Annotated in this window: 14 protein-coding genes; 5 read left to right on the top strand and 9 right to left on the bottom strand. The window is 70.5% G+C overall.

Annotated features, from left to right (window positions below):
* Window positions 1–16: 16 nt before the first annotated feature.
* The 3 genes from dnaG to LCL87_RS12950 are packed head-to-tail and all read right to left on the bottom strand — an operon-like array spanning window position 17 to window position 3,970.
* Entirely contained in the window at window positions 17–1,948 is a 1,932-nt protein-coding gene (dnaG, locus tag LCL87_RS12960; protein WP_225020206.1) for a DNA primase, read from the bottom strand.
* Window positions 1,949–1,979: 31 nt separating this feature from the next.
* Window positions 1,980–3,278, bottom strand: a complete 1,299-nt coding sequence (locus LCL87_RS12955) for a deoxyguanosinetriphosphate triphosphohydrolase (protein WP_225020205.1) — start codon at window positions 3,276–3,278, stop codon at window positions 1,980–1,982.
* Complete coding sequence (locus LCL87_RS12950; RefSeq protein WP_225020204.1) at window positions 3,275–3,970, bottom strand: YdcF family protein; 696 nt, start codon at window positions 3,968–3,970, stop codon at window positions 3,275–3,277. The genes LCL87_RS12955 and LCL87_RS12950 overlap by 4 nt, the downstream gene beginning before the upstream one ends.
* A 68-nt stretch (window positions 3,971–4,038) precedes the next feature.
* On the opposite strand from LCL87_RS12950, the gene LCL87_RS12945 reads away from it, so the two are divergent.
* Window positions 4,039–6,099, top strand: coding sequence for a TPM domain-containing protein (locus LCL87_RS12945; RefSeq protein ID WP_225020202.1), 2,061 nt, complete (start codon window positions 4,039–4,041; stop codon window positions 6,097–6,099).
* A gap of 82 nt (window positions 6,100–6,181) precedes the next feature.
* Here the strand turns inward: LCL87_RS12945 and LCL87_RS12940 are convergent, their stop codons facing one another.
* Window positions 6,182–7,573, bottom strand: a complete 1,392-nt coding sequence (locus tag LCL87_RS12940) for a glycine--tRNA ligase (protein ID WP_225020200.1) — start codon at window positions 7,571–7,573, stop codon at window positions 6,182–6,184.
* 198 nt (window positions 7,574–7,771) lie between these two features.
* Between LCL87_RS12940 and LCL87_RS12935 the strand changes: the two genes are divergently transcribed.
* Both LCL87_RS12935 and LCL87_RS12930 read left to right on the top strand, forming a co-directional pair.
* Window positions 7,772–8,137 (top strand): ArsR/SmtB family transcription factor, encoded by a 366-nt coding sequence (locus LCL87_RS12935; protein WP_225020198.1) that lies wholly within the window; start codon window positions 7,772–7,774, stop codon window positions 8,135–8,137.
* The gene (locus LCL87_RS12930) at window positions 8,134–8,562 is read left to right on the top strand and encodes a Fur family transcriptional regulator (RefSeq protein WP_225020196.1); all 429 of its coding nucleotides are present in this window, start codon (window positions 8,134–8,136) and stop codon (window positions 8,560–8,562) included. The genes LCL87_RS12935 and LCL87_RS12930 overlap by 4 nt, the downstream gene beginning before the upstream one ends.
* A gap of 119 nt (window positions 8,563–8,681) precedes the next feature.
* On the opposite strand, the gene LCL87_RS12925 is transcribed toward LCL87_RS12930, so the two are convergent.
* The 3 genes from LCL87_RS12925 to recO are packed head-to-tail and all read right to left on the bottom strand — an operon-like array spanning window position 8,682 to window position 10,667.
* Window positions 8,682–9,086, bottom strand: coding sequence for a YbjN domain-containing protein (locus LCL87_RS12925; protein WP_225020194.1), 405 nt, complete (start codon window positions 9,084–9,086; stop codon window positions 8,682–8,684).
* Entirely contained in the window at window positions 9,083–9,895 is an 813-nt protein-coding gene (locus LCL87_RS12920; RefSeq protein ID WP_225020192.1) for an isoprenyl transferase, read from the bottom strand. Before LCL87_RS12920 ends, LCL87_RS12925 begins: the two co-directional genes overlap by 4 nt.
* Window positions 9,852–10,667: a DNA repair protein RecO gene (gene recO / locus LCL87_RS12915; protein ID WP_225020190.1), complete on the bottom strand. Its 816-nt coding sequence runs from the start codon at window positions 10,665–10,667 to the stop codon at window positions 9,852–9,854. Before recO ends, LCL87_RS12920 begins: the two co-directional genes overlap by 44 nt.
* A gap of 122 nt (window positions 10,668–10,789) precedes the next feature.
* On the opposite strand from recO, the gene LCL87_RS12910 reads away from it, so the two are divergent.
* Both LCL87_RS12910 and LCL87_RS12905 read left to right on the top strand, forming a co-directional pair.
* A complete protein-coding gene (locus LCL87_RS12910; RefSeq protein WP_225020187.1) occupies window positions 10,790–12,220 on the top strand; it encodes an amidase in 1,431 nt (476 codons plus the stop codon).
* Between the two features lie 3 nt (window positions 12,221–12,223).
* On the top strand, window positions 12,224–12,793 hold the full coding sequence (locus tag LCL87_RS12905) for a TetR/AcrR family transcriptional regulator (RefSeq protein WP_225020185.1): 570 nt from the start codon (window positions 12,224–12,226) through the stop codon (window positions 12,791–12,793).
* A 7-nt stretch (window positions 12,794–12,800) separates the two neighbouring features.
* Here the strand turns inward: LCL87_RS12905 and LCL87_RS12900 are convergent, their stop codons facing one another.
* Together LCL87_RS12900 and LCL87_RS12895 are read right to left on the bottom strand one after the other, a co-directional pair.
* Window positions 12,801–13,313 (bottom strand): nitroreductase/quinone reductase family protein, encoded by a 513-nt coding sequence (locus tag LCL87_RS12900; protein WP_225020182.1) that lies wholly within the window; start codon window positions 13,311–13,313, stop codon window positions 12,801–12,803.
* A 7-nt stretch (window positions 13,314–13,320) separates the two neighbouring features.
* Entirely contained in the window at window positions 13,321–13,851 is a 531-nt protein-coding gene (locus LCL87_RS12895; protein ID WP_225020180.1) for a DUF6790 family protein, read from the bottom strand.
* Window positions 13,852–13,967 lie beyond the last annotated feature (116 nt).

Here is a 13,967-nt window from a genome sequence, read left to right as displayed (position 1 = left end):
CCGGCGGCACCAGACGTCAGGCGATGCCCTCGCCGCTGGTGTCGCCGATCGCCTGATCGAGCAGACTGCGGCGGTACTGCTCGAGCGCGACGAGATCGCCGAGCAGGGAATGGAACTCGTCGGAGTCGGTGGTCGGCGAGACGCGCTGCAGCTTCGACTTCAGTTCGGCCACCTGCTCACCCACCCACACCTCCTGCAGGCGCGCGAGCACGCCCCGGATGTATCGCGGGGCGATGTCGTCGTCGGTGGGCAGCGGATCGACTGCGAGTTCCATCACGATCGAGTGCACGGTGCCCTCGCCCGCGGCCCGGCCGACCGCGTCCACCCACTCGGCGCCGCCGAGTCCGGCACTCGTGCCGCCCGCGGCGGCCACCGCCTCGCGGACCGCAGCGTAGGCGGGATGGGTGAACGACTCGGGCGGCAGCGAGTCGAAGATGGTGCCCGCGATCGCGGGATACTGCAGCGCCGCCTTGAGGGCGTCGCGCTGCGGCCACAGCGCCGGGTCGTTGGGCCGCGGCCGCGCGATCCCGGGGGCCGGCGCAGCGAACGCCTCGATCTGGGCGGTGTCGACGGGGCGACGCTTCGCGGCGGTGGCAGTTCCCCCACCCCGGGCGAACTTGCGAGCCTCGTCGCGCACCCGACGCCGGACGGCGGGGATGTCGTCCCAGCCCACCCAGCCGGACAGCTGGACGGCATACCCGTCACGCAGGGTCGATTCCTTGATCCGGGCCACCACCGGGACGGTGCGGCGCAGGGCTTCGACCCGCCCCTCCGCGGTATCCAGATCATGTTCGGCCAGAAGCGATTTGACGACGAACTCGAACATCGGGGTTCGGCGGGCGACGAGGTCGCGGACCGCGGCGTCGCCCGACTGCTGCCGCAGTTCGCACGGGTCCATCCCGTCGGGGGCGATCGCGACGAACGTCTGCCCCGCCATCTTCTGGTCGCCCTCGAACGCCTTCATCGCGGCCGCCTGGCCGGCGGCGTCGCCGTCGAAGGTGTAGATGATCTCGCCACGGAAGTAGCTGTCGTCCATCAGGAGTCGGCGCAGCATCGCGAGATGCTCGTCACCGAACGCCGTGCCGCACGACGCGACCGCGGTCTTCACCCCGGCCAGGTGCATCGCCATCACGTCGGTGTAGCCCTCCACGACCACCGCCTGATGCCCCTTCGCGATGTCGCGCTTGGCCAGGTCGAGACCGAACAGCACGTTCGACTTCTTGTACAGAATCGTCTCGGGCGTGTTGACGTACTTGCCGGGCATGGTGTCGTCGTCGAACAGCTTGCGGGCACCGAAACCGATGACGTCCCCGGCGAGGTTGCGGATCGGCCACAGCAGCCGCCGATGGAACCGGTCGATCGGACCGCGGCGCCCTTCCTTGGACAGGCCCGCGGCCTCGAGTTCCTTGGCCTCGAATCCCTTCGCCATCAGGTGCTTGGTGAGCGTGTCCCAGCCGTCGGGTGCGTAGCCGCAGCCGAACTGGGCCGCCGCGGCGGCGTCGAAATTCCGTTCGGTGAGATAGTCGCGGGCGGCCTGCGCGTCGGGCTCCTTCAGCCGGGCCGCGTAGAACTCCTGCGCGGCGGCGTTGGCCGCGACCAGCCGGGCCCGCGTGCCGCGGTCGCGCTGCACCGACGGGCCGCCGCCCTCGTAGGAGATCTGGTAGCCCATCCGGTCCGCGAGCTGCTCGACGGCCTCGACGAAGCTGACGTGCTCGATCTTCTGCAGGAACGAATAGACGTCACCGCCCTCACCGCAGCCGAAGCAGTGGAAGTGCCCGTGATTGGGCCGGACGTGGAATGACGGCGACTTTTCGTCATGGAAGGGACACAGCCCCTTCATCGAGTCACCGCCCGCGCGCTTGAGCGAGACGTACTCGCCGACGACGTCCTCGATCCGGGTGCGCTCGCGAACGGCCGCGATGTCTCTGTCAGGAATTCGGCCGGCCACCACGACAGTCTAGGCGCTCCGCGCCCGCTGCCTACCCCCAGCTGGCCTGGGCCCCGAGGCTCTGCTTGTCGATCCGCTCGAGCCGGCTCTCGGTGCACGACGCGATCTGGTCCACCACCACCCGCACCCGGGCCGCGTCGTCGGCGGCCCGTTCCCAGGCGGGGAGGAACAGCGGATCGAGACCGGCGGGCGCGGTGCGCAGCAGCCATTCGGCGACGCGGTGGATCCGGTCCCGCTGCCGGCCCTGATGTTTGAGGTGCCCGGCGTCGGACATCACGTAGTACAGGGCGACGGTCTTGAGCAGCACCACCTCGGCCGCGACGATCGGCGGGACCTCCAGGTCGGCCCGATACCGCGCGAGCGGTCCGGGACCGGTGACCGCGCGGGTGCCGGCGACCGCCGCCGACGCGAATCGCCCCACCAGTTCGCTGGTGAGATTCTTCAGCGCGACCGCACTCGTCAGCGTGCCGTCGTAGCTGCCGATCGCCGCCACCACCGGCAACCGCGACAACCGCTCCGCAGCCTCTACCAGTTCGTCGACGGCGGGCCCCGGGAACCGCGCGGCCCCCAGTTCGGCGAGCGCCCGGACCTCCGCGGCGTCGGCGAGCGCCCGCAGGTCGATGCGTCCGGCGATGACGCCGTCCTCGACGTCGTGCACCGAGTACGCGACGTCGTCGGCCCAGTCCATCACCTGCGCCTCGAGGCACTTGCGGCCTTCGGGGGCGCCGTCGCGGACCCACGCGAGGATTTCCGCGTCGTCGTCGTACGCACCGAACTTGGCGCCGGGCCGCGGGCGGGTCCACGGGTACTTGATCGCGGCGTCCAGCGACGCCCGCGTCAGGTTGAGGCCCACACTCCGACCCTCGGGGTCGAGCACCTTCGGCTCGAGACTGGTGAGGATGCGCAGGTTCTGGGCGTTGCCCTCGAAGCCGCCGCACACCGCCGCGACCTCGTCGAGCGCCTTCTCCCCGTTGTGCCCGTACGGCGGGTGGCCGATGTCGTGCGCCAGCCCGGCCAGGTCGACGAGGTCGGGGTCCAGGCCGAGGCCGTCGGCGATGCCGCGGCCGATCTGAGCCACCTCGATCGAGTGGGTGAGGCGGGTGCGTGGGGTGTCGCCGTCCCGCGGCCCGACCACCTGGGTCTTGTCCGCGAGCCGGCGCAGCGCGGCGGAGTGCTGCACCCGGGCCCGGTCACGGGAGAAGGGGCTGCGGTGTTGCGCCGCCGCGACGCCCCCGGAGCCGGACGTCAGATCGGCCGTCTTGGGCGCCTCGGTGACACGGCGCTGCAGATCGTGCGGGGTGTACGCCGCACGGGTCGCGGATTCGGTCATTGACCCGCCGTGTACCCGAAGTCGGCCGAGAAGTGCGTCAGCTGATACCACAGCAGAGCGCCTGTCTCCCTGACAATTCCGTGCAGCTGCGACTCTCGGGTCATGACCGCGGGACCCTGCCGCGTGGGCGCCGTCCAGGCGTCCAGACCAGCATCCCGCGCCATCGTGCGGGTACGCAGCGAGTGCCAGGGGTCGCTCACGAGGACCGCGGAGTGCATCCCGCGCGCGCCCATCTCCCTGCTGACCGCCTCGACGCTCAGCAGGGTGTCCGACCCCTCCTCGACCGCGACGATCGCGCCACCCGGCACGCCCTCGTCCATGAGGTAGTTCCGGCCGGACGCGGCCTCGGTGTACTCGTCGCCCTCCTGCTTGCCGCCGACCGTGACGATCGTGGCGGCCACACCCTGCTCGTAGAGCTTGTGGGCCTGGTCGAGCCGGGCCTCGAACACCGACGACGGCGTGCCGTCGTACTGCGCGGCCCCGAGCACGACGATCGCGTCGGCCGGGGTGGTGTCGGTGACCCGGGCCACCTGCCACACCCGCAGCGCCGTCCCCCCGACCAGCACCAGACCGATCAGAACGGCGCCGAGCACCACCCGGGTCATCCAACGGGCGACCCCGGACCCGAAGGACCGGCGCGGGGCAGGGCGCGTCGACATCTCCGGCGGGTCGTAGCTGGGCGCGGTACTCACTCCCTGATTCTGCCAGTCGGTCACCGGGGCCGCCGATGACGACGCGCCACAGCGGATAGATTCGTCGCATGGCCCAGGCTCTGTCGCGTCCCCTCCCCCTCCCCCGCCGCCGTGTCGCCCGTCGGCCCGCTGCCGCCGCTGTCGCCGCGCTGTTCGCCCTCCTCGCTCTCGTGTTCGCGCCCGCGACCGCGACGGCGGAGGCGCCGCTGCGGCTGCCGGACCACATCACCGATACCGCCGGCGTCCTCGATGCCGGCCAGCGCGCCGACGTCCAGGACGCCCTCGACTCCCTGTACGACGAGCACAAGGTCAGCCTCTGGGTGGTCTACACCGCGGACTTCGACGGCCTGTCCCCCGAGGCGTGGACCGAACAGACCGCGAAGCTGAGCGGACTCGGCAACAAGGACGCGCTGCTCGCCGTCGCGACGACCGACCGGGACTACTGGTTCGACGTCCCGGCCGCGCTGTCCGAGGTCACCGATTCCGAGCTCCAGTCGATCTACGAGGGCTCGGTGCAACCGGCTCTCCGCGAGCAGGATTGGGCGGGCGCGGCGATCGCTGCCGCGGGCGGCTTGGGTGATGCGATGACCCCGACCCGCACGTCGCTGAAGGTCCTCGGTGTCGGGATCGGCGTCGTCGTCCTGGCCGGCGCCGGCGTCTACCTGTACTCGCGCAAGAAGCGCGGCGACCGTCTCGAAGCGTCGGTCGCCCAGGCACGCCAGGTGGATCCGACCGACGCGAACGCGCTGTCGGCGCTGCCGATTCCGGCGCTCGACGCCCTGGCGAAGGACGAGTTGGTGGAGATGGACAACGCGATCCGCACCAGCGAGGAGGAGCTGAACCTGGCCGTCGGCGAGTTCGGCGCGGACGCGACGGCCCCGTTCACCGCGGCGTACGACCAGGCCCGGGCGACACTCGCGTCCGCGTTCACGATCCGTCAGCGCCTCGACGACGACATCCCCGAGACGCCCGAACAGCAGCGGCAGATGCTCGTCGAACTCATCACGACCTGCGAGCGCGCCGACCGCGAACTCAATGCCCGTGTCACCGAGTTCGATTCGATGCGCGACCTGCTGCTCGACGCCCCCGCCCGGCTCGACGCCCTCACGCAGGCCGTGGTCGGTCTCACCGTGCGCATCCCGGCCGCCGAATCCACCCTCGCCGCGCTCGCCGGCCAGTTCCCGGCGTCGGTGCTCGCGGCAGTGCACGAGAACCCGGCCATGGCACGTGAGCGAATCTCGTTCGCGGAGCAGAACATCGAGGCGGGGCGCAAGGCAACCGCCCTCCCGGCGGGCAAGCAGGGTCCGGCGGTGATCGCGATCCGGGCCGCCGAAGGTGCGCTCGACCAAGCCCGTCAGCTCCTCGACGCCGTCGATCGGGCCGACACCGACATCCGGCACGCCATCGCGACCCTGCCCGCGGCGATGGCCGACGTGCAGGAGGGCATCACGGCCGCCGGAGCGCTCGCCAAGACGGGCGGCCCGCAGCTCGCGGAGGCCAAGACCGCCGCGGAGGCCGCGCTCCAGAACGCGCAGGCCGCCCAGGACACCGACCCGCTGGGCAGTTTCACCAAGGTCGTCGAGGCCGACGCCCGCCTCGACGCGGTCCTGGCGCAGGCACAGGAGGCGGACCGGCAGGCCGAGCGGGCACGAGCGCGTCTCGACCAGGACCTCACGGCCGCGAAGTCCCAGGTGACGGCGGCCGCCGACTTCATCTCCACCCGGCGCGGCGCCGTCGGGGCGGAGGCCCGCACCCGGCTGTCCGAGGCGCAGCGGCATCTCGAGGCGGCGCAGCAGCTCGCCGACTCCGATCCGTCCAAGGCGCTGCAGCACGCGCAGACCGCGACCGAACTGGCGTCGCGCGCGCTGTGGGCCGCGCAGGCGGATGTCAACCGCTACCAGGACAACCAGCGCCCACCGAGCGGCGGGGTCTCGGGTGGTGGCGGCAACGCGGCCGGCGCGATCCTCGGCGGCATCCTCATCGACAGCATGCTGCGCGGCGGATTCGGCGGCCGCGGCGGCAACTGGGGTGGGCGCGGAGGCGGCGGCTGGGGCGGACCCGGCCCGGGATCGTTCGGCGGACCGAGCAGTTCGGGTCGCATCGGCCGGGGCGGCGGCGGCCGCTTCTAGGCCCAGCCCTTCAGCCCCCTGAAACGCCGAATGTCACATGCGTTCAGTCGAACTGAACGCATGTGACATTCGGCTGGAGAACCTAGGAACCGATCAGACGCTGGGCGAGGTAGCCCTCCACCTGATCGAGGGCGACGCGCTCCTGCGCCATGGTGTCGCGCTCACGGATCGTGACTGCGTGGTCCTCGAGGGTGTCGAAGTCGACCGTGATGCAGAACGGCGTGCCGATCTCGTCCTGGCGACGGTAGCGGCGGCCGATGGCGCCGGCGTCGTCGAACTCGATGTTCCAGTGCTGACGCAGCGTCGTCGCGAGATCCTTCGCCTTGGGCGAGAGGTCGGCGTTGCGGCTGAGCGGCAGCACCGCGGCCTTGACCGGCGCGAGACGACGGTCCAGCTTGAGCACGGTGCGGGTGTCGACGCCGCCCTTGGCGTTGGGCGCCTCGTCCTCGGTGTACGCGTCGACCAGGAAGGCCATCAGCGAACGGGTGAGGCCGGCCGCGGGCTCGATGACGAACGGCGTGTAGCGCTCACCGGAGGTCTGGTCGAAGTAGCTCAGGTCGGTACCCGACGCCTTGGCGTGCGTCGCGAGGTCGTAGTCGGTGCGGTTGGCGATGCCCTCGAGCTCGCCCCACTCGCTGCCCTGGAACTGGAAGCGGTACTCGATGTCGACGGTGCGCTTCGAGTAGTGCGACAGCTTCTCCTGCGCGTGCTCGTACAGGCGCAGGTTGTCCTTGTTGATGCCGAGGCCGGTGTACCAGTCCATCCGGTAGTCGATCCAGTACTGGTGCCACTCTTCGTCCTCGCCCGGCTTGACGAAGAACTCCATCTCCATCTGCTCGAACTCGCGGGTGCGGAAGATGAAGTTGCCGGGCGTGATCTCGTTGCGGAAGCTCTTGCCGATCTGGCCGATGCCGAACGGCGGCTTCTTGCGCGACGTGGTGAGCACGTTCGCGAAGTTCACGAAGATGCCCTGTGCGGTCTCGGGACGCAGGTAGTGCAGGCCGGTCTCGCTGTCGACCGGGCCGAGGTACGTCTTGAGCAGGCCGGAGAACGCCTTGGGCTCGGTCCACTGGCCCTTGGTGCCGCAATCCGGGCACACGATCTCGGTCATCGCCACGGCGTCGGGGTTGTCGAGCTTGTGCTTCTCGGCGTACGCCTCCTGCAGGTGGTCCTGCCGGTGCCGCTTGTGGCAGTTGAGGCACTCGACGAGCGGGTCGGTGAACACCTCGACGTGGCCCGACGCCTCCCACACCGCGCGGGGCAGGATCACCGACGAGTCGAGGCCGACGACGTCCTCGCGGCTGGTGACCATGTTGCGCCACCACTGCTTCTTGATGTTCTCCTTCAGTTCCACGCCGAGCGGACCGTAGTCCCAGGCCGACTTGGTACCGCCGTAGATCTCACCGCAGGGGTAGACGAGGCCACGGCGCTTGGCGAGGTTGGCGACGGTATCGATCTTGGACTTGGGTGCCACTTGGCTGCTCTCCATCTGGGTAATAGATGCGTGGTTCACGTGCGGATTTCGCTCGTCCAGCCTATCGGTAGCGACGACGGTGTCCCACGCGCCCGGTTGACATGCATATTCGTGCATATCAAAATGGAATTGATTTGCAATAAGGTGGCATGTCCGGGCCCGTTGGGTGCCCGTCCGATCGCATGGGAGGAGGCACACGTGAGTGTCGCCGACGCGGGCCACCTGCACCCCGGAACCGCCGATCACGGCGCGTGCTCCGAGACGGCTCCGGCCGCGCTGCCACCCAAGGAGACGCTGACCGCTGCGGGCGAGATCCTGCGCGCCCTCGCCGCGCCGGTCCGCATCGCGATCGTGCTGCAGTTGCGCGAATCACAGCGCTGCGTCCACGAACTCGTCGCCGCGCTCGGTGTCACGCAGCCGCTGATCAGTCAGCACCTGCGGGTGCTCAAGGCCGCCGGTGTCGTGCACGGCGAGCGCAACGGACGTGAAGTGATGTATCGACTCGTCGACGACCACCTCGCCCACATCGTCGTCGACGCCGTCGCCCACGCGGAGGAAGCATGACCGAGAACGTGACCGACCAGCCCGGACGGGCCGTCGTCGGGGTCCGATCGACGAAGCAGCGCAGCGCCATCTCCGCGCTGCTCGACGAGATCACCGAGTTCCGCTCCGCCCAGGAACTGCACGACGAGCTGCGCCGACGCGGCCAGGGCATCGGGCTCACCACCGTGTACCGGACGCTGCAGACCCTCGCCGAGGCCGGCACCGTCGACGTGCTGCGCACCGACACCGGCGAGTCGGTGTACCGCCGTTGTTCGTCCGGTCACCACCATCACCTCGTGTGCCGCGCCTGCGGGTTCACCGTCGAGGTGGACGGGCCGGCCGTCGAGCAGTGGTCACAGACCATCGCCGACAGCAACGGCTTCACCGACGTCAGCCACACGGTCGAGATCTTCGGCACCTGCCGGGACTGCGCGCAGGCGCGGTAGAGCAGATACAGCGCGCAGTAGCCGAGAAGAATCCCTTCCGGACCGGTAATCGTTTTGTACAGAACCTCGAGGTGTGTACAAAACCGAGTTCCCCCGGACAGTCACCCGCGAGCGAGTTCCTACGCGAGCAATCCCCGGCGCGCGTCCTCGATGCCCGACAGCACGAGCAGCAGCATCGTCGCGAGCGGCGCGTCGGTGAGCCCCGTGGCCGGGAAGGTGTAGCGCAGCACGACATCCGCGAGATTGCCGCGGGTGATCACGCTGATCGACCCGAACTGCGCCTGCGCGTTCCGCTCGGCCACCCGCTTGTACAGCGCCGGCTTGAGCGTCCGGTCCCACGCCAGCACCCCGGTCAGCGACAGCACGTCGAGGCCGTCGGCGAGGGTGACCGCCCGCAGCGAGCACAGCGCGCCGCCGTACTCGAACCGCAGCGAACCGTCGTCGTCGGAGCCGACGGCGACGAAGCCCGCGAGCGCCGATCGGGCCCGCTCCTGCAGCGCCTCTGCCGCGTCCACGGCGCTCACCGGTACTTCACGCCGCCGAAGCGGCGATCCCGGGAGGCGTACTCGACGCACGCCGCCCACAGATCCCGGCGGTCGAAGTCGGGAAAGAGCTTCTCCTGGAACACCATTTCGGCGTACGCGGCCTGCCAGATCAGGAAGTTCGACGTCCGCTGCTCGCCGGACGGGCGCAGGAACAGGTCGACGTCGGGCATGTCCGGCTCGTCGAGGTACTTCGCGAACGTGGACTCGGAGATCTTCTCGGGGTCGATCTCCCCCGCGGCAGCACGGCGCGCGATTTCCCGGGCCGCATCGGCGATCTCGGCACGCCCGCCGTAGTTGACGCACATCGTCAACGTCATGACGGTGTTGTCCTTGGTGAGTTCCTCGGCGATCTCGAGTTCCTTGATGACGCTGCGCCACAGTCGCGGTCGACGGCCGGCCCACCGCACCCGCACACCCATCTCGTGCATCTCGTCGCGGCGGCGGCGGATGACGTCCCGGTTGAAGCCCATGAGGAACTTCACCTCGTCGGGGCTGCGCTTCCAGTTCTCGGTCGAGAACGCGTACGCGGACAGCCACTTCACGCCGATCTCGATGCATCCCTCGAGCGTGTCCATCAGGACCGCCTCGCCGCGCTCGTGACCCGCGGTCCGGGGCAGGCCGCGATCCTGCGCCCACCGGCCGTTGCCGTCCATGACGAGTGCAACGTGGTTGGGGATCAACTCGGGCTGCAGAATCGGCGGACGGGCACCCGAGGGGTGCGGGGAGGGAGGGCGGATCTCCCGGTCAGGCTGAGCTTGCGGTTCGCGTCGTCGAATCACGCTCTCCATCCTGCCTGACCGCCTCGCCCTCACCGACCGCCGCATGGGGCCGGTGGCGCTCGATCAGGGGCAGCGTGCGCAACTGCCGTTCGAGGTGCCACTGCAGGTGCGCGGCGATGAGCCCGCTGGCCTGGCCGCGCATGGCCGGCGTCGACATCTCGGTGTCCTGCCACTGCCCGTGTGCGAGCGCGTCCATGAGATCGAGCACACCGGGCGACGGCGTGGCGGCGCCGGGCGGTCGGCAGTGCACGCACACCGCGCCACCGGCAGCGACATGGAAGGCGCGATGCGGACCGGGTGCCGCGCACCGCGCGCAATCGGTCAGGGCCGGCGCCCAGCCTGCGTAGCCCATCGCCCGCAGCAGGTAGGCGTCGAGGATCAGTTCGACGGGCCGGGTCTGCTCGCCCACCGCACGCAGCGCGCCGACCGTGAGACTGTGCAGCCGCGGGACCGGCGCCTTCTCCTCACCGGCCAGCCGCTCGGCGGTCTCGAGAATCGCGCAGGCGGTGGTGTAGCGGCCGTAGTCGTCGACGATGTCGGCCCCGAACGCGTCGACGGTGCTCACCTGGGTGACGACGTCGAGGCTGCGGCCGGGATGCAACTGCACGTCGATGTGCGCGAACGGCTCGAGCCGGGCGCCGAACTTCGACTTGGTGCGGCGCACGCCCTTGGCGACCGCACGGACCAGGCCGTGCTGCCGGGTCAGCAGGGTCACGATGCGGTCGGCCTCGCCCAGCTTGTGCTGGCGCAACACCACCGCATAGTCCCGGTACAACCTCACCTGCCCAGTCTCCCACGTGGCACCGACGCTCCCCGACAGGCGCGTCCACCGAAACCACCTCGCGAAAAACTGCAACACGTTACTGTTCGTTCGAACGAACAGAATGCGCCAAGGGGGCGGCAATGAGCACTGAACAGCAGGAACAGGGCGTGGAACAGTATGCGCCCGGGCTCGAGGAGCAGGCGGCTGCCCTCGCGGCGGGCCGCACCTCGTCGGTCGCTGCGGTGACCGCCGCACTGGACCGGATCGAAGCGAGCCAGCCCACCCTCAACGCCTTCCGGATCGTCCGCCGCGCCGCCGCGCTCGCCGAGGCCGCCGAGGCCGACCGCCGCCTGGCCGCCGGCGAGCGACTCCCCCTCCTCGGCGTCCCGATCGCGGTCAAGGACGACGTCGACGTCACCGGCGAACCCACCGCATTCGGCTGCCCCGGCGACTTCCCGGCCAAGATCGCCGACTCCGAGGTGGTGCGGCGCCTGCGCGACGCCGGCGCGGTGATCGTCGGCAAGACCAACAGCCCCGAACTCGGCCAGTGGCCCTTCACCGGTGGTGACGCGTTCGGCCACACCCGCAACCCGTGGGGCCGCGATCGCACTCCCGGCGGATCGTCCGGCGGGAGCGCCGCCGCCGTAGCGGCCGGCCTGGTGTCCGCGGCCATCGGGTCCGACGGCGCCGGGTCGGTGCGTATTCCGGCGGCGTGGACGCATCTGGTCGGCATCAAGCCGCAGCGCGGCCGCATCTCGACGTGGCCCGAGGCCGAGTCGTTCCACGGCATCACCGTCAACGGCCCGCTGGCCCGCACGGTCGCCGACGCGGCGCTGCTGTTCGACGTCGTCGCCGGCAACCACGACGGCGACCTGCACAAGCCGCCGCCGGTGACGGTGCGCGACGCGGTCGGACGCGACCCGGGGCGCCTGCGGATCGCACTGTCGCTACGCATCCCGTTCACCGCGACCCCGACGGCGCTGCATCCGCAGATCCGGGCCGCGATGGGACGCACCGCGCACGCCATGCGCCGCCTCGGTCACGACGTCGTCGTCGACGACCCCGAGTACGGGATCCTGTTGGGCCTCAACTTCCTTCCCCGCTCGCTCGCCGGGATCGACGTGTGGCTCGATCGGCTGCCCGACCCGGCACTGGTCGACGCGCGCACCCGCGCCAACGCCCGCACCGGACGGCTGCTGGCCGGGTGGCCGCTGCGCGCCGCGCGGGCCGCCGAACCCCGGATGCGCCGCCGGATCGGCGCGATCTTCGACGACTACGACGTCGTCCTCGCGCCCACCACCGCCACGCCCCCGCCCCGTGTCGACGCGATGGACGGGATCAGCGGTGTCGAGACCGACAAGGTGATCACCGCGGCCTGCCCGTACACCTGGCCGTGGAACATCCTCGGCTGGCCCAGCGTCAACGTCCCCGCCGGCTTCACCACCGACGGGCTGCCGATCGGCGTGCAGCTGATGGGCCACGACAACACCGAGCCACTGCTGGTTTCACTTGCCGCGCAACTCGAATCCGTCGGCCGGTGGCACGAGCACCGACCCGATCGGTGGTGGTGACCGATGGGAGCGACAACGATCCGTGACCGCATTCTGGCGGCTGCACTGCACATCGTCGGCACCGAAGGCGTCCCGGCGCTGACGAACCGACGCATCGCCGCCGAAGCGGACGTGGCACTGGGCTCGATCACTTACCACTTCGCGACGCAGTCGGAGCTGCTGCACGCCGCACTGACCGGGTTCGTGGCCGAGGAAACCACCCGGCTGCGTGAGATCGCGGAAAGCTACCGGGAGAACGGGCTCAGTCTCGAGGACGCCGCGGCGATCACCGAGCAGGTCGCGCAGGATCTCGGGTTCTCTGCCGAGCAGATCGCGCCGTTCGAGCTCTACATCCAGGCCGGCCGCGACCCGGCGCTCCGTGATGCCGCGACGGCATGCTTCGCGGCCTACGACGAGCTGACCACGACGATCCTGACCGCGCTCGGCGTCCCGAACCCGGAGTCACTCGCACCGACGCTGGTCGCGGCCATCGCAGGTCTGCAGCTGCGACGCCTCGCCACCGGAGACAGCGGACAGGAGATCTCGGTGGCGGTGCTCCAGCTCATCCGCGGTGCCTTCCTCCCGACATCGTGACGCGGGATCAGTCGGATTCGGGCTCGAGGACCATCACCGGGATCCGTCGGCCCGTCAGTCGTTTCTCGTACTCCGCCCACCCCGGGTAGTAGTCGAGCGCGAGCCGCCACAGCCGCGCGCGCTCGTCCCCCTCCGCTTCACGCGCGCGGATCCGCTGCGCCGGTCCACCGGCGACCGTCATCGAGGCGCTCGGATGGGCGCGCAGGTTGGCGTACCACGCCGGGTGATGCGCCTGCCCGTAGTTGGACGCGATCACCACGATCTGATCTCCGTCCGGGAGCCCCAGGAGCGGAACCGTACGCGGCAGGCCGCTTCTCGCGCCCTCGGTCGTGAGCATCACGATCGGCCAGCCCAGCGCCAGACTCGTCAGGGTGCGCCGTCCGCCACTGAGCCGGAACACCAGTCGGTCGAGGTGTCGCTGTGTCGGGGCGAGGATCCGGCCCGACGTCGCCGACGCACCCTGCCGGATCAGCAGCCGCCGCACCGGGTACGCGTCACGGAACCGTCCGCCCTTCGCCACCGCCGCCTCACCTCGCCCCGAGCCGGTCGGCGCCCCGCCACAGCTGCGGATGACGCGGGCCCGTGCGCCGCGCCAGCACCAGGAACACCAGCGCGATCAGGGGCAGCAGGAAGTCGGTGGGAAGCGCCCACACGTTCATCGGTTCGGTGTTGCCGTGCGCGGCCCACTGCATGATGTGCCCGATGCCGTCGCCCCAGAAGGAGACGAGCAGGACGAACACCGCCGCGCTCATCCACCCACCCCGATTGGCCTTCCACGCACACGCGACTCCGGCCGCGCCGATCGCGATGTCCGCCCAGCCGACCTCCCACTGGAACATCGACTGCGTGTAGCCGATGCCGTCGGCGATGTCGTCCGAGGTCGGCCCGATGTGGCCGATACCGCCGAACACGGTCCACGCGCCGCCGCCGACGATCGCCCACAACGCGATCAGTTCGTACATCCGCCTCGGGGTGCGCCGCTCCGGATGCCGGTCGAGCGCGATGTGCACGGCGGCGCCGAGGATCAGCACACCCCACTGGATCAGGAAGAACCCCATGACATCACCTTCTCGATCCGAGAGGTCTGTACAGGTCGATCGTCGCACGCTCCGGGGCACCGTCGCGCCGAAAACGGTCGTGGGGGGGGGGGGGGGGGGGGGGGGGGGGGGGGGGG

Source organism: Prescottella equi (assembly GCF_020171745.1).
Lineage (GTDB): Bacteria > Actinomycetota > Actinomycetes > Mycobacteriales > Mycobacteriaceae > Prescottella > Prescottella equi_A.
This window is presented reverse-complemented; position numbering and strand designations above follow the sequence as displayed.